At 67.1% G+C, this 21265-nt stretch carries 19 protein-coding genes and 4 tRNA genes; 18 read left to right on the forward strand and 5 right to left on the reverse strand.

From position 1 onward, the window contains the following. The first annotated feature begins 4 nt into the window (after positions 1 to 4). The 7 genes from GNX71_RS08400 (at position 5) to GNX71_RS08430 (ending at position 7018) form a co-directional block, all read left to right on the forward strand. Positions 5 to 1060, forward strand: a complete 1056-nt coding sequence (locus GNX71_RS08400) for a branched-chain amino acid ABC transporter permease (protein ID WP_206177895.1) — start codon at positions 5 to 7, stop codon at positions 1058 to 1060. After that, complete coding sequence (locus GNX71_RS08405; RefSeq protein ID WP_206177896.1) at positions 1057 to 2844, forward strand: branched-chain amino acid ABC transporter ATP-binding protein/permease; 1788 nt, start codon at positions 1057 to 1059, stop codon at positions 2842 to 2844. Before GNX71_RS08400 ends, GNX71_RS08405 begins: the two co-directional genes overlap by 4 nt. Next, positions 2841 to 3572 carry an ABC transporter ATP-binding protein gene (locus GNX71_RS08410; RefSeq protein WP_125947932.1) on the forward strand — a complete coding sequence of 244 codons (732 nt, stop codon included), beginning with the start codon at positions 2841 to 2843 and terminating at the stop codon, positions 3570 to 3572. Before GNX71_RS08405 ends, GNX71_RS08410 begins: the two co-directional genes overlap by 4 nt. Beyond that, entirely contained in the window at positions 3562 to 5145 is a 1584-nt protein-coding gene (locus GNX71_RS08415) for an ATP-dependent acyl-CoA ligase (protein ID WP_206177897.1), read from the forward strand. The genes GNX71_RS08410 and GNX71_RS08415 overlap by 11 nt, the downstream gene beginning before the upstream one ends. Positions 5146 to 5244: 99 nt before the next feature. Next, positions 5245 to 6021: an SDR family NAD(P)-dependent oxidoreductase gene (locus tag GNX71_RS08420; RefSeq protein WP_206177898.1), complete on the forward strand. Its 777-nt coding sequence runs from the start codon at positions 5245 to 5247 to the stop codon at positions 6019 to 6021. Continuing rightward, complete coding sequence (locus tag GNX71_RS08425) at positions 6018 to 6548, forward strand: MarR family transcriptional regulator (RefSeq protein WP_206177899.1); 531 nt, start codon at positions 6018 to 6020, stop codon at positions 6546 to 6548. The genes GNX71_RS08420 and GNX71_RS08425 overlap by 4 nt, the downstream gene beginning before the upstream one ends. Positions 6549 to 6550: 2 nt before the next feature. Next, on the forward strand, positions 6551 to 7018 hold the full coding sequence (locus GNX71_RS08430; protein WP_206177900.1) for a thioesterase family protein: 468 nt from the start codon (positions 6551 to 6553) through the stop codon (positions 7016 to 7018). Positions 7019 to 7021: 3 nt separating this feature from the next. On the opposite strand, the gene GNX71_RS08435 is transcribed toward GNX71_RS08430, so the two are convergent. Beyond that, a complete protein-coding gene (locus GNX71_RS08435; protein ID WP_206177901.1) occupies positions 7022 to 7405 on the reverse strand; it encodes a hypothetical protein in 384 nt (127 codons plus the stop codon). Positions 7406 to 7557: 152 nt separating this feature from the next. Between GNX71_RS08435 and GNX71_RS08440 the strand changes: the two genes are divergently transcribed. The 5 genes from GNX71_RS08440 to GNX71_RS08460 all read left to right on the forward strand — a co-directional run bounded on the left by GNX71_RS08440 (position 7558) and on the right by GNX71_RS08460 (position 9174). Beyond that, positions 7558 to 7761, forward strand: a complete 204-nt coding sequence (locus tag GNX71_RS08440) for a hypothetical protein (RefSeq protein WP_144298954.1) — start codon at positions 7558 to 7560, stop codon at positions 7759 to 7761. Between the two features lie 383 nt (positions 7762 to 8144). Then, positions 8145 to 8221, forward strand: a tRNA-Arg gene (locus tag GNX71_RS08445). A gap of 35 nt (positions 8222 to 8256) precedes the next feature. After that, a complete protein-coding gene (locus GNX71_RS08450; RefSeq protein ID WP_206177902.1) occupies positions 8257 to 8454 on the forward strand; it encodes a short-chain dehydrogenase in 198 nt (65 codons plus the stop codon). Positions 8455 to 8479: 25 nt separating this feature from the next. Next, a tRNA-His gene (locus GNX71_RS08455) sits at positions 8480 to 8553 on the forward strand. Between the two features lie 57 nt (positions 8554 to 8610). Then, positions 8611 to 9174, forward strand: coding sequence for an HNH endonuclease (locus GNX71_RS08460; protein WP_206177903.1), 564 nt, complete (start codon positions 8611 to 8613; stop codon positions 9172 to 9174). Positions 9175 to 9262: 88 nt separating this feature from the next. On the opposite strand, the gene GNX71_RS08465 is transcribed toward GNX71_RS08460, so the two are convergent. Further along, complete coding sequence (locus tag GNX71_RS08465; RefSeq protein WP_206177904.1) at positions 9263 to 9637, reverse strand: hypothetical protein; 375 nt, start codon at positions 9635 to 9637, stop codon at positions 9263 to 9265. Between the two features lie 75 nt (positions 9638 to 9712). Between GNX71_RS08465 and GNX71_RS08470 the strand changes: the two genes are divergently transcribed. Beyond that, a complete protein-coding gene (locus GNX71_RS08470; RefSeq protein ID WP_206177905.1) occupies positions 9713 to 10120 on the forward strand; it encodes a hypothetical protein in 408 nt (135 codons plus the stop codon). 85 nt (positions 10121 to 10205) lie between these two features. Here GNX71_RS08470 and GNX71_RS08475 read toward each other — a convergent pair. Then, positions 10206 to 10281 (reverse strand) — tRNA-Lys (locus tag GNX71_RS08475). A 143-nt stretch (positions 10282 to 10424) separates the two neighbouring features. Here GNX71_RS08475 and GNX71_RS08480 point away from each other — a divergent pair. Next, complete coding sequence (locus tag GNX71_RS08480; RefSeq protein ID WP_206177906.1) at positions 10425 to 11132, forward strand: SDR family oxidoreductase; 708 nt, start codon at positions 10425 to 10427, stop codon at positions 11130 to 11132. Between the two features lie 50 nt (positions 11133 to 11182). Here GNX71_RS08480 and GNX71_RS08485 read toward each other — a convergent pair. Further along, positions 11183 to 11257 (reverse strand) — tRNA-Ala (locus tag GNX71_RS08485). 89 nt (positions 11258 to 11346) lie between these two features. On the opposite strand from GNX71_RS08485, the gene GNX71_RS08490 reads away from it, so the two are divergent. Next, the gene (locus GNX71_RS08490) at positions 11347 to 12213 is read left to right on the forward strand and encodes an alpha/beta hydrolase (protein WP_206177907.1); all 867 of its coding nucleotides are present in this window, start codon (positions 11347 to 11349) and stop codon (positions 12211 to 12213) included. 25 nt (positions 12214 to 12238) lie between these two features. On the opposite strand, the gene GNX71_RS08495 is transcribed toward GNX71_RS08490, so the two are convergent. Continuing rightward, positions 12239 to 13216, reverse strand: a complete 978-nt coding sequence (locus GNX71_RS08495) for a GMP reductase (protein WP_206177908.1) — start codon at positions 13214 to 13216, stop codon at positions 12239 to 12241. A gap of 206 nt (positions 13217 to 13422) precedes the next feature. Between GNX71_RS08495 and GNX71_RS08500 the strand changes: the two genes are divergently transcribed. The 3 genes from GNX71_RS08500 (at position 13423) to GNX71_RS08510 (ending at position 21263) form a co-directional block, all read left to right on the forward strand. Further along, positions 13423 to 15834, forward strand: coding sequence for a UvrD-helicase domain-containing protein (locus tag GNX71_RS08500; RefSeq protein ID WP_206177909.1), 2412 nt, complete (start codon positions 13423 to 13425; stop codon positions 15832 to 15834). Between the two features lie 108 nt (positions 15835 to 15942). Continuing rightward, the gene (locus GNX71_RS08505) at positions 15943 to 19779 is read left to right on the forward strand and encodes a DUF2339 domain-containing protein (protein ID WP_206177910.1); all 3837 of its coding nucleotides are present in this window, start codon (positions 15943 to 15945) and stop codon (positions 19777 to 19779) included. Continuing rightward, positions 19776 to 21263 (forward strand): DUF3999 domain-containing protein, encoded by a 1488-nt coding sequence (locus GNX71_RS08510; protein WP_206177911.1) that lies wholly within the window; start codon positions 19776 to 19778, stop codon positions 21261 to 21263. Before GNX71_RS08505 ends, GNX71_RS08510 begins: the two co-directional genes overlap by 4 nt. Positions 21264 to 21265: the final 2 nt, after the last annotated feature.

The following is a 21265-nucleotide window of genomic DNA, read 5'->3' on the forward strand; positions in this document are numbered from 1 at the left end:
TCCTATGACGTGGGACGTCGCGCTGATCCTCATCACCGATGGTCTCGCCAACGGTGCCGTCTATCTGCTGGCCGGGCTCGGGCTGGTGCTGATCTTCTCCGTGACGCGTGTGGTGTTCGTGCCGTTCGGCGACATCGCGGCCTTTGCGGCCCTGTCGCTGGCGGCTTTCGAAACCGGCCGCGTGCCGGCGACGATCGGCATGGTGGCTGTGCTCGCGGCGCTGGCGCTGGCGACCGAGATCGGCAGCCTGCTGCGGCGTGGCGAGGGCTCGCGCATTCCGAAGGCGGTGCTGATGTGGGGTGTGCTGCCCGCAATTCCCTGCGTGCTGGCGTGGCTTGCGGCGCGGCCCGGCGTGCCGGTGGCGGTGCATATCGCTGTGGCTGTGCTGCTGGTCGTGCCCATCGCGCCGCTGCTGGCACGGGTGGTGTTCCAGCCGATTGCCGATGCGTCGGTGCTGGTGCTGCTGATCGTGTCGCTCGCACTGCACTTCCTGCTCTCCGGCCTGGGGCTGCTGTTTTTCGGTCCTGAGGGTTCGCGCACCACGCCACTCACGAGCGCGGTGTTCACGCTCGGCGGCGGGTTCACGGTCAGCGGCCAGGTGGTGCTGATGGTGGGGGCTGCGATCGTGCTCAGCGGGTTGTTCTTCCTGGTGTTCGAGCGCACGGTGGCCGGCAAGGCGCTGCGCGCCACGGCCGTAAACCGTGTCGGCGCGCGGCTGGTCGGCATCCGGCCGGTGCGCACCGCGCTGCTGGCGTACGGCTGCGCGTCGCTGCTGGCTGGGCTCATCGGCGTGCTGATCGCGCCGGTGACGACCATGTACTACGACTCCGGTTTCATCATCGGCCTGAAGGCCTTCGTGGCCGCGATCATCGGCGGGCTCGTGAGCTATCCGATGACGGCCGTGGGCGCACTCGCGGTCGGCGTCGTGGAGAGCTTCGCCTCGTTCTGGAGCGGTGCGATGAAAGACGTGATCGTATTCAGCCTGCTCATCCCGGTGCTCATGCTGCGGTCCTTCATGGTGACCCATTCGGAAGAGGAAGAAGACGAGGTGGACCAATGAACGGCAACCGCAAACGCATGATGTGGATCGCCGTGGTGGTCGTCGTGCTGGCACTGGTGCCGGCGGTGGCGGGCAGCTTCACGGTTTCGCTGCTCAACGACATCGGCATCGGTGCGCTGGTCGCGCTCGGGCTGGTGTTGCTCACCGGCGTGGGTGGTGCGACCTCGTTCGGACAGGCGGCCTTCGTGGGCATCGCGGCCTATGCGACGGCGTGGCTCACGACCGCGCAAGGCATGTCGCCGTGGATCGGCCTCTTGTTCGCGCTGCTGCTCACGGGCCTGTCGGCGCTTGCCATCGGCATGCTCACGCTGCGGCTCGGCGGTCACTTTTTGCCGCTCAGCACGATCGCGTGGGGGCTGTCGATCGCGATGCTGTTCGGCAATGTCGATGCGCTCGGCCGGCACACGGGGCTGTCGAACATTCCGGCGCTGCAGGTCGCGGGCTGGTCGCTGGCCGATCCGCGGTCGATGTACTACCTGATCTGGGTGGTGGTCGGCCTCGCCTGCCTGTTCAGCCACAACCTGCTGCAGTCGCGCCCGGGGCGCGCGATTCGCGGGCTGCGTGGCGGCGCGACGCTCCTGGCGAGCGTGGGCGCGGATGCCTACCGCGTGCGGCTCACGCTGTTCGTCACGGCCGCGCTCTTCGCGGGGCTGGCGGGCTGGCTCTATGCGCACATGAACCGCTTCGTGAGCCCGTCGCCCTTCGACGTGCGCGCGAGCATCGAGTACCTGCTGATGGCGGTGGCCGGCGGGCTCGGCCAGTTGGCGGGCGCTCTGGTGGGTGCCGCATTGGTGCTGGTGTTGAAGAACGGCCTGCAGGACGTGCTGCCGATGCTCACGCAGCGCGCCGGGCAACTGGAGGCCGTGGCGTTCGCCACGCTCTTCATCCTGCTGCTGCACTTTGCGCGTGGCGGGTTGATGGGGTTGCTGCGGCGCTGGACGCGTCGGCGCGGCGGCACTCAGGGCGCCTCGCGCCATGAGGCGCCGCCGGTCGACCCGCTGCCGCATCGCCAACTGCCGGCGCGCGGCACACAGGTGCTGTCGGTGAACGGCGCGGTCAAGCGCTTCGGCGGGCTGGTGGCGGTGAACGACGTGAGCTTCGACGTGAAGGCCGGCGAGATCGTCGGGCTGATCGGCCCGAACGGCGCGGGCAAGTCGACCATGTTCAACCTGCTGACCTGCACGCTGCCGATGACCTCGGGGCAGGTGCGCTTTCTCGATCACGACATCGCCGGCATGCCGCAGCGGCAGGTGGCGCGGCTGGGGCTGGCGCGCACCTTCCAACATGTGAAGCTCCGGCCGCACATGAGCCTGCTGGACAACGTGGCACTGGGCGCGCACTCGCGCACGCGCTCGGGCATCCTGAAGGCGGGCCTGCGGCTCGACCGCAGGGAAGAGATGCAGATCCTGCAGGAGGCGCAGCGCCAGCTCGACCGCATCGGCCTCGGCGACCGCGCGCACGAGCTCGCGGGCAGCCTGCCGCTGGGCACGCAGCGCATCCTGGAGATCGCGCGTGCGCTGGCCGCCGACCCGGTGCTGCTGGTGCTCGACGAGCCCGCGGCGGGCCTGCGCCGCAAGGAAAAGATGGCGCTCGGCGATCTGCTGCGCAAGCTGCGCGAAGAGGGCGTGACCATCCTGATCGTCGAACACGACATGGACTTCGTGATGAAACTGGTGGACCGCCTGGTGGTGATGAACTTCGGCTCCAAGCTCGTGGAGGGCGTTCCCTCGGCGGTGCGTGCCGATGAGCGTGTGCAGGCGGCCTACCTGGGGAGCGTTGTATGACCGCGATGCTGGAGATTGGCGACCTGCATGTGTCCTACGGACAGGTCGAGGCGGTGCGTGGTGTATCGCTCGATTTGCAGCCGGGCCAGATCATCTCGGTGATCGGCCCGAATGGCGCGGGCAAGACCACGCTGCTGGCCGCGGCCATGGGCCTCTTGCCATGCAAGGGCACGCTGCGCTTCGAGGGCGAAGACCTGCAAGGGCTCGACGTGGAAGCACGCGTGGAACGCGGGCTGTGCCTCGTGCCCGAGAAGCGCGAGCTGTTCGGCGAGCTCACCGTGCTCGACAACCTGCAGCTCGGCGCCTATGCCAAGCGGCTGCGCGGCGATGCGATGAAAAAGCGGCTGCAGTCGGTGTACGACCGCTTTCCGCGGCTGGCCGAGCGCCGCGCGCAGCGCGCCGACACGCTCTCGGGCGGCGAGCGGCAGATGCTCGCTGTGGGGCGCGCGCTGATGTCGGCGCCGCGCCTGCTAATGCTCGACGAGCCCAGCCTCGGCCTTGCGCCGCTGATCGTGCGGGACATCCTCACCATCGTGCGCAAGCTGCGCGAAGACGGCGTGTCGATCCTGCTGGTCGAGCAGAACGCCCGCGCCGCGCTCGAGAGCTCGGACGAGGGCTATGTGCTGGAGACAGGCGAGATCGCGCTCTCCGGCGCTTCGGCCGAACTCGCGAGCGATCCGCGCGTCCAGGCGACTTATCTGGGCGGAGGCACGCACGATGACGAGTGAGGTGCGTGCATTGCCGCCAGGGCAGCGCACGCTGCTCGCGATGCTGCAGCGGCAGTCGGCACTGTTCGCCGGTCGTCCGTTGCTGCGGATTGCCGGGCGGCAATGGACGCACGGCGACGCGGCTGAAGCCGCTGCGGCGCGTGCCGGGGCGCTCGTGCAGGCCAGCGTGGCGCGCGGCGACCGCGTCGCGGTGATGTGCGGCAATCGCATCGAATTTCTCGAAACCTTTCTCGGAGCCGGGTGGTTGGGCGCGTCGGTCGTGCCGGTCAACACGGCGTCGATGGGGCCGCAGATCGAATACTTTCTGGCCAACAGCGCGGCGAAGCTGCTGGTGATCGAGGCGGGGTTTCTCGAACGGTTGAAGACGGCCGACATCACTCGCACGGCGTTGCGCGAGGTGTGGGTGGTGGGCGAGGGCGGCGCTGCATGGGAACCGCCTGCCGGCGTGCGCGTGTCGGTCTACCCGCAAGGGGCGGAGGCCATCGCGCCTGCCGCGGTGCAGCCGGGCGACCCGCTCGCCATCCTCTACACCTCGGGTACCACCGGTCCGGCCAAGGGCGTGATCTGCCCGCATGCGCAGTATTTCTGGTGGGGCGTGAACAGTGCCGAGGTGCTCGACGTCGGTCGCGACGACGTGCTGTGCACCACGCTGCCGCTCTTTCACATCAATGCGCTCAACACCTTCGCACAGGCCGCGCTGACCGGGGCCGAAGTGGTGTTCGAGTCGCGCTTCTCGGCGTCGGGCTTCTGGCCGTCGATGCGTGCGAGCGGCGCGACCGTGGTTTACCTGCTCGGCGCGATGGTGCCGATCCTCCTCGCGCAGCCCGAGGGCGAAGGCGAGCGCGATCACCGCGTGCGCATCGGGCTCGGGCCGGGCGTGCCGGCGGCGGCGGGGCAGGCGTTCAAGGCGCGCACCGGCGTGTCGCTGCTCGAGGGCTACGGCTCGACGGAAACCAACTTCGCGATCGCCACCGCACCCGATTCGTCGCGCGGTGGCGTCATGGGCTGGCTGCGACCCGGCTTCCAGGCCTGCGTGGCCGATGAAGACGACGTGGCGCTGCCGCCCGGCGCGGCTGGCGAACTGCTGCTGCGTGCGGACGAACCGTATGCCTTCGCGAGCGGCTACTTCAACATGCCGGAGAAGACCGTCGAGGCCTGGCGCAACCTGTGGTTCCACACGGGCGACCGCGTGGTGCGCGATGCGGACGGCGCGTTCCGCTTCGTCGACCGCATCAAGGACGCGATCCGCCGGCGCGGCGAGAACATCTCTTCGTTCGAGGTCGAGCAGGTGCTGCTGAGTCATGCGGCCGTGGCTTCGTGCGCGGTGTATCCGGTGCGGTCCGAACTTGCGGAGGACGAAGTGATGGCTGCGCTGGTGGCCTGCGAAGGTGCCCATATCGACCCGCTCGAGCTTGCGCGCTTCTGCGAAGGGCGCCTGCCTTACTTCGCTGTGCCGCGCTACATCGACGTGCTGCCCGATCTGCCGCGCACCGAGAACGGCAAGGTGCAGAAGTTCAAGCTGCGCGAGCGCGGCGTGGGGCCGCAGACCTGGGATGGCCGGTCGCAGCCTTGATGACGGGAGCGACGCTGGATCTCGAAGGGGCTGTTTCATGCGGTGACAGTCCGGGTTATCGGACATCGCTAAAATGATTCAGAACTAAACAATTCAGGTATGCAATCAAATCTACTCATTGGCCGCCATGCACTCGTCACCGGCGCGGCGCGCGGCATCGGCGCCGAGATCGCCCGCACGCTGGCGGCCGAGGGCGCTGTACTGACCCTGCTGGGGCGTGACCGTGAAGCGCTCCAGCGTGTGGCCGATACGCTGGCCGGCAGCGGGCATGGCGTGGCAACTGCCGACGTGGCCGATTCGGAGGGCGTGCAGGCCGCCTTTGCAGAGGCCCGTGCAGCGCGTGGCCCGATTGTCATCCTCGTCAACAACGCTGGCGCCGCCGAGAGCGCGCCGTTTCTCAAGACCTCGGTCGAGCTCTGGCAGCGGATGCTGTCGGTGAACCTCACCGGCAGTTTCCTGTGCGCGCAGGCGGCGTTGCCCGACATGCTTGAAGCCGGCTGGGGCCGCATCGTCAACATCGCGAGCACGGCGGGGCAGAAGGGCTATGCCTACGTCTCGGCCTATACCGCGGCCAAGCACGGCGTGATCGGCCTCACGCGCTCGCTCGCGCTCGAAGTGGCGCGCAAGGGCATCACGGTGAATGCCGTGTGCCCGGGCTATACCGACACCGACATCCTGCGCAACAGCGTCGCCAACGTGGTCGGCAAGACCGGCCGGAGCGAGGCCGATGCGCTGGCGGAGTTCTCCAGCGTGAATCCGCAGAAGCGCATCGTGCAGCCATCCGAAGTGGCCGACGCAGTGCGCTGGCTGTGCGGCGAGGGTGCGGCGTCGGTCACCGGCCAGTCGATCTCTGTTTCGGGAGGAGAAGTGACATGACACGCAACGACGCCTCGCACGCCGCGCTCAGCGACGCCGAAGAACTCGGTCACGAAGCACGCGCCGGTCACGAAGACCACGCGATGCTCAAGCTGTGGCTGCGCATGCTCGCGAGCACCACGCAGATCGAGGCCGAGATCCGCCGCCGTCTGCGCGAGCGCTTCGGCATCTCGCTCGCGCGCTTCGACTACATGGCGCAGCTCCACCGCTACAAGGACGGACTCAAGATGCGCGTGCTGTCGCGCTACCTCATGGTGACCGGCGGCAACGTGACGGGCCTGACCGACGAGCTCGAGCGCGAAGGCATGGTGGCACGCGCCCCCAGCCCCGACGACCGCCGCGCATGGATCGTGAGCCTCACGCCCGCGGGGCGGCGCACCTTCGAGACGATGGCGAGCGAGCACGAGCAGTGGATCCTCGAGATGTTCTCGGGCCTCGACATGAAGACGGTCAAGCAGATGCACAGCCAGCTCGGGTTGCTGCGCGTGCACGTGATGCGCGGCGAGGCGACGGGCGAGGAGGGCTGAGCATGAGCGACGAGGCCACGCATGTCGACCTGGCGGCGGCGAGTGCGGAGTTCAGGCGACCGCGGCTGATCCGGTTTTCGGACTGCGATCCGGCGGGCATCGTGTTCTATCCGCAGTACTTCGTGATGCTCAACGGGCTCGTCGAAGACTGGGTCAACGAAGGGCTGGGGCTGAGCTACCACGGGCTCGTGGCGCAGCGCCGCATCGGTCTACCGACCGTGAAGCTCGAGGTGGACTTTCGCGCCGTGAGCCGCATGGGCGATCAAGTGATGCTCGGGCTCGCCGTGGAGCGGCTGGGTTCGCGCTCGATGACGCTGGCGGTGCGCTGCTTCGGTGCCGAAAGCGGCGAAGTGCGCATGCAGATGACTCAGGTGATCGTGACGACATCGCTCGAGACGCATCGCGCGGTCGCCATTCCGGACGACATGCGCGCGGCGATCCTGCGCGACGCACCGGCATTGGCGAATTGAACGTCAGGGCGCTGGGTCGGCGTCCTGCGCGTGTTTCTTCAGCCAGCCGCTGAGTTCTCGCTTGCCTTTGGCATTGGCCGTGCGCCACGCCTCGCGCGCGGCCGCGATGAAGCGCTCTTCCGCTGCATCGGGCACCTCGGAGGGCCGGTCTTCCTTGTCGAGCCAGCCGATCTCCACATCGCAATGCCGCTCGATCTGCCGCGCGAGGTTGTCGCCGATGGGCCGGGAGCTCTTGATCTGGCTCCACATGCTGGGGGAGATTTCTATCTTCTTTGCGAAGGCCTGGTCCAGCCCCTTGGCTGGCAGGCCTGCCGCAACGGCGCCCTCGAGAAAGCGGCGATGCAGCGCAAGGACATTGCGACGGCGCGCGACGGTGGTATTGGGCACTGTTCAAAAACAACAACAAGACAAGAAAAGATTGTCCCGGTTGTTGACGTCGCCGTAAACACTATTTACAGTTGCCCTCATTCGCGGCTCAAGCCGTCCTTTTTTTCCAACCCCTTACAGCCGACAGCGGCAATTTTTGACCAGGAACCATCGTGAACACCGCATTGACCCTCACCAACATTCGACCCGCATCGGGCCGGGCGTTCGTGCGCGTGTGGTCGTGTGGCGGTGGGTTCGGCATGCCGTCGTCGAAATCGAATCTGCGCCAGAGCTACGTGCATGCCACGCAAACCGCAGCCCGCCTGCGCGTTGGCAAGTTCGAGGATCAGGTGCTACCGGGTGGAGGTTGCGCATAGGCGCATACCTTCCAAGCTCTCTCCAGCAGAGGCCCGGACACCGAAAGGTTTCCGGGCCTTTTTGTTTGTTTTTTTGCTCTTGTTTGTCGTGCTTTGTCATTTCGGGTGTGCCTTCACCACACCGCCAGAACCCACCGCGTAGACGGTCTGGCGGGATGTGCAGGAACTGATCCCTTCTGTGCAGCGACGTCGTACGGGGCAGCGCCCAGCGCGCTGTCCGTCGCGTGAGGACACAACCGAAATGGAAAAGCGGTCATTCGTTTTTTCGCACCGAACCCGAGCGGGACCGGGCCATTGCAGATGGTCCTTCCGCGGAAACCGGCCGCAAAGATTGGGCGGCGCCGGAACTCGTAACCGGACACTTTTTTGTTTTTGCTTTTCATCCCGCGTTAGCTCAATGGATCAGAGCACTTGCCTACGAAGCAAGGGGTTGCACGTTCGAGTCGTGCACGTGGGGCCATTCTGTTTTGCTGTCACCACAACCAGGGAGTCACCATGCGCAAGCGCAACACCCCGATCCGGATGATCACCGTGCGCCCGGCCCAGCCGCGCAGGCACATGGTGCTGGCACTGGCACAACGCTTGGGCATCGGCAGGCGCGTGGCCGATGACCCGTCGGCCTCGACCGGCCGCGAGCGTCTGCTCGAAGTGCTCGACCTCGATCAGCGCGTGCGCGAAGTGGGCGAGTGGTAGCCAGCCGATCGAGTTTCGTTTCACGGTGCACGTAGCTCAACGGCAGAGCCGCGGGTTGTGGTCCCGCTGACGACGGTTCGATTCCGTTCGTGCACCCCACCTTATCTTTTCTTCTTCAACCCATTCACCCATCGCCGCAAAAGGAGGCGAGCCACCATGCACCCTCACGTCCTGCAACTCGATATTCAGGGCACGCCGCAAGCCTGGATTTCGCTGGAGCAGGCGGTGCTGCACTACGCCACCGGATCGGTCGCGTGGGAAGACGGCGTCCTGCCGCTGGCCACGCTGCGCGGCGGTTTCAACGTGGCGCGCGGTGTGCAGTCGCGCATCGACGTGGCACCCATCATCGCGCTGTGCGGCGCGTCGAAGATCAACCTGTTCGACGTGGTGCCGGGCGTCACCAAGGGCAAGCTGGTGCGGCGCGACCGCCATACCTGTGCGTACTGCGCAGGCGTGTTCCACGAGCGCGACCTGCAATGCGAGCACGTGCTGCCCGAATCGCGCGGCGGTCCGTGGACCTGGACCAACCTGGTGAGCGCGTGCGCCGTCTGCAACAACAGGAAGGCTGCTCGCACGCCGGAGGAAGCCGGCATGCCGCTGGTCTACCTGCCCTACGTGCCGAGCCGCTTCGAGAACTTCCTGCTCGAAGGCCGCAACATCCGCGCGGACGTGCACGAGTGGCTGGCGAGGCGGCTGCCCAAGGGCTCGCGGCTTCAGTAAGGGGAAGGCCGTTGTGCATTGGCTCGACCCTCATGCAAAAAGCCCGCTGTCGTCGGACGGCGGGCTTTTTCTTGTGCGGACGAAAGGCTCAGCGCCCGAAGCCGAAGAAGCGATAGGCGATCACCCCCGCAGCCGCGAGGCCGCCGACGATGACGCAAAGTACCTTGGTGACCCGACCATTGCCGCGCCTGGAGCGACCCCAGTGTTCCGGCCCGATCAGGTCGATGGGGACGGTGGGTTTGCCTATGTCGGAAGCCTTTTCCATGGGAGAAATATAGCGCAGGCCGGAAATCACTTTGCCGGGCCAGTGGATTGTGTTGTCACCGGACATCGCCGTTCGCACTGGATGGAGGAGGGCAAAAAATAACCCGCCGAAGCGGGTGCAACGAGCTTTTTCTGCTTCGATGTGATGTCCCTGAAATCCTGATTGTTGTGCTGTGTGACAGCGGGTACAAGATGCCATGTCATGCACCGGACGTTGTGGTCATGGGCCACCGTCAACCGAAGTCGTCATTTGTAAATGTGAAATAGTGCATATATGAACCAAGAAATCATCCTCGAGAGTTTGACGCGCGCACTCGACAACTGGATCCGCCATGCCTCGGCGGAGCAGCTCTGGCAGGTGCATCAGGTCGGCGGCCTCGGCGCCTCCATTCACGCGGAGGGTGACATCGTCCAGGCGCGCGTCACGCTCGGCGGGCCGCGCAATGTGCTGTCGGACATCGGCAAGACGGATGGGCGACTGCCGGTCACCGAGGCTTTTCTCGGCAAGCTCATTGCGGCCTGGGGCACGCCGCCACCGCAAGGCAGCCCAGAGCGGGAGCAATGGTTTCTGTCGAACGAACTGGCGCAGACGCACGCGCGGCAGTACCTGATGGCGGAGGTCAGCGAGAAGCGCAACGTGCTCGCGCGCTTTGTCGAAGACTGGATCGCTCGCAACGGCTGAGCAGGTTCGTGCGATGCCGCCGGACAAATAAAAAAGCCTGCTACCGGTGAGGTAGCAGGCTTTTTCAGCGTTTCCGCCATGTTGGTGGTGGGCCCTGAGTGACTCGAACACTCGACCTACGGATTAAGAGTCCGCTGCTCTACCAACTGAGCTAAGAGCCCCTGCGCTGTAAGCGACTAGCGTTTTCAGGCAAGACCACGAGTATATCCCAGAATTTTCCGGTGTCCAAAAATTTTGTGAACCGCGGCGTTAGGATGCGCCACCAAACGGGGCCATGCCCCTCCTCAATCAGGAGCATTTTCTTATGAGCAATGCAAGCACCACACCCCATGTCGTGATCACCGGTGCCGCAGGCGCGCTGGGTCGTGCCGTGGCGCAGCACTTCCTCGACCAGGGCGCGCGCCTTGCGCTGGTCGATCACCACGCGGGGCGTCTGGCCGAAGTCTTTCCGGGGCTGGACAACTCGCAGCACCTGCTGCTCGCAGGCGACGTGACCTCGGCGCCCGAGATGGCCGAACTGACCGGCCAGGTGCTCAAGGCCTTCGGCCGCGTCGACGCGCTCGTGCACATCGCCGGCGGTTTCGAGATGGGCGAGGCAACGCATGCGCTGTCGCGTGTGAGCTGGGACCGGATGATGAATCTCAACGCATGGTCGTTCGTCGCTGTGACGCAGGCCGTGCTGCCCTCGATGATCGAGCGCAAGGCCGGACGCATCGTCGCGGTGACGGCGAAGGTTGCGGCGCGCGGTGTACCGGCGATGGCTGCGTACATCGCATCGAAGAGCGCATTGCAGCGTTTGGTCGAAGCAATGGCTGCCGAAGCCGCACCGCACGGCGTCAGCGTGAACAGCGTCGCGCCGAGCGTGCTGGATACGCCGGCGAATCGCCAGGCGATGCCCGGTGCCAATCCGGCCGAGTGGGTGTCGACGTCGGTCGCAGCGCAGACCATCGGCTTCCTTGCATCGCCCGCAGCCGTGGCATTGCACGGCCAGCACCTGACGCTCGACACCTGAGCGCCAAAAAGAAAAGGCCTTGGCGGTTGCCAAGGCCTTTTCAAATCGGTTGGTGGAGAGGATGAGGATCGAACTCACGACCTCCGCATTGCGAACGCGGCGCTCTCCCAGCTGAGCTACCCCCCAACACGACGTAAATTCTAACCAGACTCCCGTCCCCGCGCTCGTTGTCGTGCCAAGATTCGCGCCTCGCAAAACCAAGAGCAGCAATCGCATGGCCTCTTACGACCCCGCCTGGCTGGAAGGCATGTACAACAATCTCGCGCGGGTGAAAAACCACCCGGCGCACTTCGAGCGATGGACGCGTGAATCGGCCGCGGTGCGCGATGCCTTGCCCGGCCGGATCGACCTGCGCTACGGCGAGGGCCCGAACGAGACGCTCGACATCTTTCCTGCGCCGATCCCCGACGCGCCGGTCCTGGTCTTCATCCACGGCGGCTACTGGCGCGCCATGGACAAGAGCCAGCATTCCTTCATTGCACCGCCGTTCAACGACCGCGGCATCTGCGTCGTCGTGCCCAACTACGCGTTGTGCCCGGGACCGGTCGAGGCGCCCGTCACCGTGCCGGGCATCCTGCTGCAGATGGTGCGCGCGCTCGAATGGACCTGGCGCCACGTCGCGGCCTATGGCGGCGATCCCTCGCGCATCACGGTTGCCGGTCATTCGGCCGGCGGCCACATGGCGGCGGCCGTGTTGTCTTGCGATTGGAAGGCGGTTGCGCCCGACCTGCCCGCGCAACTGGTGCGCAACGCGCTCTCGATTTCCGGCTTGTACGACCTGCGTCCGCTGCAACGTACGCCCTTCCTGGAGCACACGCTCAAGCTGACCGATGCAGATGCCCGTCGCGCGAGCCCGGCGCTCTGGCCCGCGCCGCCACGCGGCCAGCTCTACGCGGCAGTCGGTGGCGAAGAGAGCCCCGAATTCATCCGCCACAACGCGATGATTCGCGATGCCTGGGGCCGCAACGCAGTGCCAGTGTGCGAGGTGCTCCCGGGCCTGGACCACTTCGGCGTGGTCGACGCATTCGCCGATCCGGCCCACTCGCTGCACCGCCACGCGGTGCAACTGCTCGAAGCCTGAACGACACTGCCCGGGGGCAGGGCGCTTACATCAGCAGGTGTTCGCCCTCGTTGGCGCCGCCCAGCGTGACGTAGTTGACCTTGCGGATGTCCATCAGCGTGCGGCCGCCCGCGTAGCTGATCGAGCTCTGCACGTCCTGCTCCATCTCGACCAGCGTGTCGGCCAGCTTGCCCTTGATGGGTTCGAGGATGCGCTTGCCCTCGACGTGCTTGTATTCGCCCTTGTTGAAGTCGCTGGCCGAGCCGTAGTACTCCTTGAAGAGCGTGCCGTCGACGTCCACCGTCTTCCCGGGCGACTCTTCATGCCCCGCGAACAGCGAGCCGATCATCACCATCGAGGCGCCGAAGCGCACGCTCTTGGCAATGTCGCCGTGGTCGCGGATGCCTCCGTCCGCAATGATCGGCTTGGTCGCCACGCGCGCGCACCACTTGAGCGCCGACAGCTGCCAGCCGCCCGTGCCGAAGCCGGTCTTGAGCTTGGTGATGCACACCTTGCCCGGGCCGATGCCGACCTTGGTGGCGTCGGCGCCCCAGTTCTCGAGATCGATCACTGCTTCGGGTGTGCCGACGTTGCCGGCGATCACGAAGGCCTTGGGCAGCTTCTCTTTCAGGTAGCCGATCATGTTCTTCACGCTGTCGGCATGGCCGTGCGCGATGTCGATCGTGATGTATTCGGGCGTGAGGCCTTGGGCCACCAGCTGGTCGACGGTCTCGTAGTCGGGCTTCTTCACGCCGAGCGAGATGGAGGCGAACACGCCCTTGCCCTGCATGTCCTTGACGAACTTCACGTTGTCCAGGTCGAAGCGGTGCATCACGTAGAAGTAGCCGTTCTGCGCGAGCCAGAGGCAGATCGACTCGTCGACCACCGTCTTCATGTTGGCCGGCACCACCGGCAGGCGGAAGGTGCGCTCGCCCAGCGTGACGCTGGCGTCGCACTCCGAGCGGCTCTCCACGCGGCACTTGCGGGGGAGCAAAAGAATGTTGTCGTAGTCGAAAATCTGCATGACCAGGCTCCTGAAAGGAATCGTTGAAAGAAACGAATGAGCGCTTGGTCCGGCCGGCTTTCATGGTGCATTCCGCAAAGGAAACGCCCACAAAAAACCGGGCGCAAGAATCTTGGGCCCGGTGATTGATTTTACGCGGTGTCGCGAGGGCGGGTCTTCCAGTTCTTCGTATAACCCGCATACGCGGTGGTTTCTACAATCGCAGGATGTTGTTTAACGATCTCGCGGCTGATGCCAACCCCCCGGAACTGCCGCTGCTGCAGAACCTGAACCCGGAGCAGCGCGCTGCGGTCACCCTGCCACAGGGCAATGCGCTCATCCTGGCGGGCGCCGGTTCCGGCAAGACGCGGGTGCTCACCACCCGCATCGCCTGGCTGCTCCAGACGGGACAGGTCTCCGCCGGCGGCATCCTCGCCGTGACCTTCACCAACAAGGCCGCCAAGGAAATGATGACGCGGCTGACGGCGATCCTGCCGGTCAATGTGCGCGGCATGTGGATCGGCACCTTCCATGGCCTGTGCAACCGCCTCCTGCGCGCGCACTGGAAGCTCGCGAACCTGCCTTCGACCTTCCAGATCCTCGACACCCAAGACCAGCTCTCGGCCATCAAGCGCCTGATGAAGCAGTTCAACGTCGACGACGAGCGCTTCCCCGCCAAGCAGACCCAGTGGTTCATCGCCGGCGCCAAGGAAGACGGCCTGCGTCCGAAGGACGTCGAGATCCGCAGTGACGACGACCGCAAGAAGGTCGAGCTCTACCAGCTCTATGAAGAGCAATGCCAGCGCGAAGGCGTGGTCGACTTCGGCGAGCTCATGCTGCGCAGCTACGAACTGCTGCGCGACAACGATCCGGTGCGCGAGCACTACCAGCGGCGCTTTCGCCACATCCTGATCGACGAGTTCCAGGACACCAACCGCCTGCAGTACGCGTGGATCAAGATGCTTTCGGGCCACACGGTTGGCGGGCAGTTCACCCCGAACCCCAACAACAGCGTGATCGCGGTGGGCGACGACGACCAGAGCATCTACGCCTTTCGCGGTGCGCGCGTGGGCAACATGGCCGACTTCGTGCGCGAGTTCGACGTGCAGCACCAGATCAAGCTGGAGCAGAACTACCGCAGCTACAGCAACATCCTCGACTCGGCCAACGAGCTCATCAGCCACAACAAGAAGCGCCTGGGCAAGAACCTGCGCACCGACCAGGGCCCGGGCGAACCGGTGCGCGTGTACGAGTCGCCGACCGACCTTGCCGAAGCGCAGTGGATGGTCGAAGAGATGCGCCAACTCGTGCGCGACGGCTTCGACCGCAAGGAAATGGCCGTGCTCTATCGCAGCAATGCGCAGAGCCGTGTGATCGAAACCGCGCTCTTCAATGCCTCGGTGCCGTACCGCGTGTATGGAGGCCTCCGCTTCTTCGAGCGCGCCGAAATCAAGAACGCGCTGGCCTACCTGCGCCTCCTGGAGAACAAGGACGACGACACCAGCTTCCTGCGCGTCGTCAACTTCCCGCCGCGCGGCATCGGCGCGCGCACGCTGGAAACCCTGCAGGACGCGGCCCGCGCGGCCGGGCGTTCGCTGCACGATGCGGTCAGCGTCGTCGGCGGCAAGGCGGGCGCGAACCTCACCGGCTTCGTCGCCAAGATCGACGTGCTGCGGGAACAAACCCAGGGCGTGAGCCTGCGCGAGATCATCGAGCTGGTGCTCGACCACAGCGGGCTCGTCGAGCACTACAAGGCCGATCGCGAAGGCGCGGACCGCCTGGAGAATCTGGACGAACTCGTGAACGCGGCCGAGAGCTTCGTCACACAGGAAGGCTTCGGCCGCGACGCGGTGGCGTTGCCGGTCGACGAGCTGCGCCAGTCGCCCGCGAGCCAGGGCATCGACCCCACCCGCCCGGTGCTCGACGAGCCGCTTGCCCCCGACGCCGAGACCGGCGAAACGCTGAGCCCGCTGGCCGCCTTTCTCACGCACGCCGCGCTCGAATCGGGCGACAACCAGGCGCAGGCCGGCCAGGACGCGGTGCAGCTCATGACGGTGCACGCCGCCAAGGGACTGGAGTTCGACTGCGTGTTCATCACCGGCATGGAAGAGGGCCTGTTCCCGCACGAGAACTCGATGAGCGACTTCGAGAGCCTCGAGGAAGAGCGCCGCCTGATGTACGTGGCGATCACGCGCGCCCGCAAGCGCCTGTACCTGAGCCATTCGCAGACCCGCATGCTGCACGGCCAGACCCGATACAACGTCAAGAGCCGCTTCTTCGACGAGCTGCCCGAAGGCGCGCTCAAGTGGCTCACGCCCAAGAACCAGGGCTTCACACCGTCAGCGTTCGGCTATGGCGGCGGCTACGCGAGCACGCGTGGCGGCAGCGGCGGCTACAGCGGTGGCAGCAGCAGCTACGGCGGCAGCAAGGACACCTTCGCCAGTCCGCCGGTGCCGCCGCAGAAGACGGCCCCGTCGCACGGCCTGCGCTCGGGCATGCAGGTGTTCCACAACAAGTTCGGCGAAGGCACGGTGGTCGCCCTCGAAGGCACGGGCGACGACGCGCGGGCGCAGGTCAAGTTCACCCGCCACGGCGTGAAGTGGCTGGCGCTGTCGGTGGCCAAGCTCACGCCGGTCTGAAGCTGCTACTAAACCTATAGCTAACAGCATAGGCCGGGCGGGCGTCAGGCCGGTTTTCGCCGGGATCAGCCGTACACTCCGGACTCGCCAAAACATGGGGAGTCAGGGATGTGGTTCATAGGCATGATTGCCGGCCTGTTCATTGGGGCGCTGTTCGAATCGGTGCCCGTGGCGCTGGTCCTCGCACTCGTCGGCGCGTACGCGTTCTCGCAGCTGTTCGGCAAGAAGAAAAAAGATGCGCCGCAGCGCACCGAGGCTGAAGGCGGCTTGCTGGACGGCCGCACCGTCGGCACGCCGGCCGTGACGGCACCCGCAGGCGGTGTGCTGAAGCTGCAGCAGCGGGTGACCGAGCTCGAGGAGCGGGTCAGCCAGCTCGAACGCCGGCTCGCGCAGGGCGCAAGCGAAGTCGCCGTGACACCGGCCACGCCGGTCAGCGATCTCGCCACCTCCATGGCCAGCGCGCCAGTGGCCGAATCTCCTTCATTGCCCTTGGGCCAACCGGCGACCGCGCGCGCCGCCGAGATGCCGCGGCCTCGCATCTCGACCATGCAGGTTCCGCCACCTGTCGTCGTTGCCAAGGAGCCCGCCGCAGAGGCGCCTGCAGCCCCCGTCGTTCCCGCTGTCGACAAACCCGCCGCGCCACGTCCGCCTGAAACCGTCGCCGCACCTGCGCCGGTCGCCGTGCCGCCGCTGGTTCGCCGCCCACCCCCGCCGCCGCCCCCACCACCGGTCCCACTGCGCGACCGCCTGCCCGCACCGATCGCCAACCTGATCTTCGGCGGCAACATGCTGGTCAAGCTCGGCGTGCTGATCCTGTTCCTCGGCCTGGCTTTCCTGTTGCGCTATACGGCCGAGCGCGTCACCGTGCCGATCGAACTGCGCTACGCCGCGGTCGCGCTGGTGGGCGCGGGCCTCCTGGTGCTGGGCTGGCTGCTGCGCCACAAGCGCGCGGGCTATGCGCTGATATTGCAGGGCGCGGGCATCGGCGTCTTCTATCTCACGACGCTCGCGGCCATGAAGCTCAGCGGCCTGCTGCCGGCCAGCGTGGGCTTCGCGTTCCTGTTCGGCGTGGCGGTGCTCAGCGCCGCGCTTGCGGTGCTGCAGCACGCGCCCTTGCTCGCCATCGTCGCGGCGCTCGAAGGCTTCGCGGCGCCGGTGCTGGCATCGACCGGCTCGAACCAGCCGGTGGGCCTCTTCACTTACTTGCTGGTGCTCGACGTGGGTATTGTGCTGATCGCCTGGTTCAAGGCCTGGCGCGTGCTCAACCTGATCGGTTTTGTCGGCACCTTCACGCTCGCGGCCGGCTGGGCGCACAAGTACTACACCGACGACCAGTACGGCACCGTGCAGCCGTTCCTCGTCGTGTTCTTCCTGCTGTTCACCGCCATCGGCTTGTTCTTCGCGCGCCGCACGCTGTTCGATGCGCCGGTGCAGCCCGCGCAGCCGCTGGCTACGCGCGCGCTCGACACGCTGCGCCGCGCGGGCCGGGTCGACAGCTCGCTGGTGTTCGGCACGCCGATGGTCGCCTTCGGCATGCAGTACCTGCTGATGCGCCCGTGGGAGTACGGCGCCGCCTTCTCGGCGATGGCGCTCGCGGCCTTCTATCTCGTGATGGGCCGGCTGGTGTTCGCCACGCAGCCCAAGGGCCTCGCGCTGCTGGCGGAGGCCTACGCCATCGTCGGCGTGATCTTCGGCACGCTCGCGATTCCGCTCGGCCTCGAAGGGCAGTGGACCGGTGCGGCGTGGGCGGTCGAGGCGGCCGGCATGTACTGGCTGGGCGCGCGGCAAGGGCGCGTCTATGCGCGCGCCTTCTCGTTCCTGGTGTTCGCCGGTGCGGTGTGGAAGCTGCTGGAAGCCACGCAAGTCGATGGGGCCGCCGGGCATCCGCTGCTGCAGGGCTCGGTGATCGGCCCGCTGCTGGTCGCGGCGAGCGCCTTCGCGATGTGGGCCATGCACCGTCGCGCGAAGCTCGACGAGGGCGACAGCCTCGAAGCCATCGTCGGCAGCGCCTTGCCGTGGCTTGGCATGGCCGCGCTCACGCTGCTCTTGTGGCAGTGGTTCACGCCGCCCTGGGCCGCGGCCGCGACGGCCGTGCTCGCGTCGGTCACTTTCGCTGTCGCCGTGCGCTTCGCGCTGTTGCCGCTCACGTATGTGAGCTTCGGCATGCAGGCGCTGGCGGTGGCGGGCTTCATCGCCACGCTGCATCGCGCGGGCGATGGGCTCGATGCGAAGCAGGCGCTCGAAAGCGGCTGGCAAGGCGCCGCGGCCGCGTGCCTGATCGCGCTCAGCGTGCTCGGCAGCGCCGCCTGGTCGATGCTGCAGGCGCACCGCGCGGCCCTGGCGCGCGGTGTGCAGCCCGTGTGGTCGATCGGCAATGTGGTGGGCGTGATCGCGGGCGTGGGCCTGCTGCACCTGGCGATGCTGTTCCAGATCAGCCTTGGCCAGGCCGCGCTGCTGTGGCCGCTGACCGCCACCGTCGTGCTGTGGGTGGCGCTGCGCATGGCGCACCTGCCGCTCGCGGCGTTCGCGGGCGTGCTGCATGCGGTCTCGGCGATCTTCTTCATCGTGCTGGCGGAGATGGGCGGCGACATGCGCGTGCTGCGCCCCGCCTTCGGGCATCTGGGCTTCTGGACGCCGGTGGTGCTGGGCCTCACGGCGCTGCTGGCCGGCGACTGGCTGCGCGACGAGGCACGGCCGCGCGCAGGCGAGCCCACCGGTGTGGCGCGCAAGCGCTGGGTCAATGCATGGTGCGCCAACCCTGTCGTGCTGTGGGTGCCGGTGGTCTGGGGCCTGGGCTGGTGGCTCTTCGGCATGCTGGACGAAAGCGTCCGGGTGCTGAACCTCCACGCGTTGGCGAGCCACGTGCCCGCAGCCGTCATGGCGGTGGTGCTGGTGACGTCGGTGCTGTCCGCCCTCGTGGCGCACCGCCGCGACTGGTCGCAGCTCGGGCAGGCGACGATCGCCACGCTGCCCGGCTTCGGCCTGATCGCCGCCTACGGCATCGCAGGCGGTCCGACGCTGTTCTACGTGCCGTCGAGCGCGCTCGGCTGGATCGCCTGGCCGCTGGCACTCGTCTGGCACCTGCGCCTGCTGCGTGCGCAGAAGCGCTGGCTCGACGCATCGACGCTGACACCGTTCCACGTTGCGGGCTTCTGGCTCTTCCTGCTGCTCGCGGCGCGTGAATGCCAATGGCAGCTCGGCCGCATCGGCGCCGAGTGGTCGAGCTGGCAGCTGCTGGGCTGGGCCATCGTGCCGGCGCTGGTGCTGTGGGCGCTGCGCTCGCGCGTGCTGCTGCAGCGCTGGCCGCTCAGCGAATACCGCAGCGCCTACCTGGAGTTCGCCGCGACGCCGGTGGCGGTGTACCTGCTCGCATGGGTGTGGGTCACCAACGCCGTCAGCCCTGGCAATGCGGCGCCGCTGCCTTATGTGCCGCTGCTCAATCCGCTCGAACTCGCGCAATGGCTCGTGCTGTTCGCGCTGGTGCTCTGGTGGTGCGCTCTGCCGCAGGGCTCGTTCGCGCGCGTGCAGCCGATGGTGGCGAAGGGCGCGCTCGGCTTCACCGGCCTCGCGCTGCTGACCGGCATGGTGCTGCGCACCTGCCATCACTACGCGGGCGTGGAATGGCGCTTCGATGCGCTCTACGCCTCATGGCTCACGCAGGCGGCGCTGTCGATCACCTGGGCGATCTGCGGTGTGGTCGCGATGGTGCTCGGCCATGGGCGCCGGGTGCGGACCTTGTGGATCGCGGGTGCCGCGCTGCTCGGCGTCGTGGTGTTGAAGCTGTTCTTCGTCGAACTGGCGGACCGCGGCGGACTGTTCCGCATCGTGTCGTTCATTGCCGTTGGCGCGCTGCTGCTGCTCGTGGGGTACTTCGCGCCTGTGCCGCCGAAGAAGGAAGAGGCGGCGCTGAAAGAGAAGGCACCGGCTGAAGGAGGTGTCGCATGACCGGCCGTTCGATTCGCGTGGTCCTCGTCGCGCTGGCGGCTGTGGCGAGCGTGGCCCAGGCGCAGCCCACCACCACTGCGCCCATCGCGCTGCAGGGCGCCGGGCCGTACCACCGGCTGACGCTGCCGCTCGCCATCTACGGCCGCGCCGCGTATGGCGACTTGAGCGACCTGCGGGTGCACAACGCCGCCGGGCATGCGGTGCCCTACGCCTGGTTGCGCAACGAAGCCGCCGCACCGCGCACGGCTTCGCAAGCGGTGCCGATCTTCGCGTTGCCCGGCAACGCCGCATCGGGTGACACCGCGATGGTTTTCACCGTGCGCCCGGACGGCTCGCTGGCGCTGGACGGCAAGCCCGCCGCCAAATCGAACGAGGCGACGCAATGGCTCATCGACGTGAGCCAGGTCAAGGGCAGCCTGCTGCAGGCGCGTTTCCAGGTCGCGCCCGATGCGCGCGGCCTGTTCGCCTTTCGGCTGGAAGCCAGCGATGACCTGCGGCAATGGCGCCCGGTCGGTGGCGAGGAACAGTTGGTGCGCCTGGCCCATGGCGGCCAGACCATCGAGCGGATGGCGGTCGAGCTGGGCAACCTGCACGCGCGCTTCCTGCGCCTGCGCTGGAGCGATCCACAGCAAGGCGCGCCGCTCGCCAAGGTGGAGATCGACAGCGTGCAGGAGGTCGAGCCGGTGGCGCCGATCGAATGGTCCGGCGCGTTGAAGCCGGAGCGCTGCGCAGAGGACTACTGCGACTACGTGCTGCCGCGCGGCCTGCCGGTGCAGAGCCTGCGCATCGACCTGGCCGACATCAACACGCTGGCGCAGGTCGGCGTGTCGGGCCTGGTCGATGCTGCGCCGGCTTCGGCAACGCCGCCGCAGTTCGTGCCGCGCAACCCGCTCTATGCATTGCGGCACCAGCAACGGCGAACGACGCCGCTGCCCATCGGCCCGGGCGAGGCGCCGCTGCTCGACACGGTGGTGTACCGCCTCGCGCAAGCCGGCGGCGAAGCGCGTTCGCCGGTGCTGGCGCTCGACGGCGCTGTGTATTCGCGCCTGCGGCTGCGCACTTCCGGCCCGGTGAGCGTGCTCGGCGCCACGCCGCCGACGATTGCGGTGGGCGCCACGCCGCGCACGCTGGTGTTTCTGGCGCAGGGCGGTGCGCCGTTCTCGCTGGCCTGGAGCGCGGCGCCCGACAAGGGCGCGGTTCAAGGTGCGGTGCCGGGTGCGCCGCTCGCGTTGTCGACGCTGATACCGGGTTACGCCGCGGACAAGCCTGTCGTGGCGGACGACGCCTCGGTTACGTTGCCTGTGGCGGCGGTGGAGGCCGCTGTGGCAGCCGCCGCGCTCGCGCCCGTTCCCGAGGTGGCGCCGAACGACCCGTCACGCAAGTGGTGGCTCTGGGGTGCGCTGGGTGTCGGCCTGCTGTTGCTCGCGGGCATGGCGTGGTCGCTGTTCGCGAGCCTGCGCAAGGACAGGGCCGCTGCGGACTGACG

Source organism: Variovorax sp. RKNM96, from assembly GCF_017161115.1.
Classification (GTDB): Bacteria; Pseudomonadota; Gammaproteobacteria; order Burkholderiales; family Burkholderiaceae_C; genus Variovorax.

Coding starts and splice junctions, on each gene's coding strand:
- GNX71_RS08400 (WP_206177895.1), top strand. CDS start 5: ATGACGTGGGACGTCGCGCTGATCCTCATCACCGATGGTCTCGCCAAC.
- GNX71_RS08405 (WP_206177896.1), top strand. CDS start 1,057: ATGAACGGCAACCGCAAACGCATGATGTGGATCGCCGTGGTGGTCGTC.
- GNX71_RS08410 (WP_125947932.1), top strand. CDS start 2,841: ATGACCGCGATGCTGGAGATTGGCGACCTGCATGTGTCCTACGGACAG.
- GNX71_RS08415 (WP_206177897.1), top strand. CDS start 3,562: ATGACGAGTGAGGTGCGTGCATTGCCGCCAGGGCAGCGCACGCTGCTC.
- GNX71_RS08420 (WP_206177898.1), top strand. CDS start 5,245: ATGCAATCAAATCTACTCATTGGCCGCCATGCACTCGTCACCGGCGCG.
- GNX71_RS08425 (WP_206177899.1), top strand. CDS start 6,018: ATGACACGCAACGACGCCTCGCACGCCGCGCTCAGCGACGCCGAAGAA.
- GNX71_RS08430 (WP_206177900.1), top strand. CDS start 6,551: ATGAGCGACGAGGCCACGCATGTCGACCTGGCGGCGGCGAGTGCGGAG.
- GNX71_RS08450 (WP_206177902.1), top strand. CDS start 8,257: ATGCGCAAGCGCAACACCCCGATCCGGATGATCACCGTGCGCCCGGCC.
- GNX71_RS08460 (WP_206177903.1), top strand. CDS start 8,611: ATGCACCCTCACGTCCTGCAACTCGATATTCAGGGCACGCCGCAAGCC.
- GNX71_RS08465 (WP_206177904.1), bottom strand. CDS start 9,637: ATGGCATCTTGTACCCGCTGTCACACAGCACAACAATCAGGATTTCAG.
- GNX71_RS08470 (WP_206177905.1), top strand. CDS start 9,713: ATGAACCAAGAAATCATCCTCGAGAGTTTGACGCGCGCACTCGACAAC.
- GNX71_RS08480 (WP_206177906.1), top strand. CDS start 10,425: ATGAGCAATGCAAGCACCACACCCCATGTCGTGATCACCGGTGCCGCA.
- GNX71_RS08490 (WP_206177907.1), top strand. CDS start 11,347: ATGGCCTCTTACGACCCCGCCTGGCTGGAAGGCATGTACAACAATCTC.
- GNX71_RS08495 (WP_206177908.1), bottom strand. CDS start 13,216: ATGCAGATTTTCGACTACGACAACATTCTTTTGCTCCCCCGCAAGTGC.
- GNX71_RS08500 (WP_206177909.1), top strand. CDS start 13,423: ATGTTGTTTAACGATCTCGCGGCTGATGCCAACCCCCCGGAACTGCCG.
- GNX71_RS08505 (WP_206177910.1), top strand. CDS start 15,943: ATGTGGTTCATAGGCATGATTGCCGGCCTGTTCATTGGGGCGCTGTTC.
- GNX71_RS08510 (WP_206177911.1), top strand. CDS start 19,776: ATGACCGGCCGTTCGATTCGCGTGGTCCTCGTCGCGCTGGCGGCTGTG.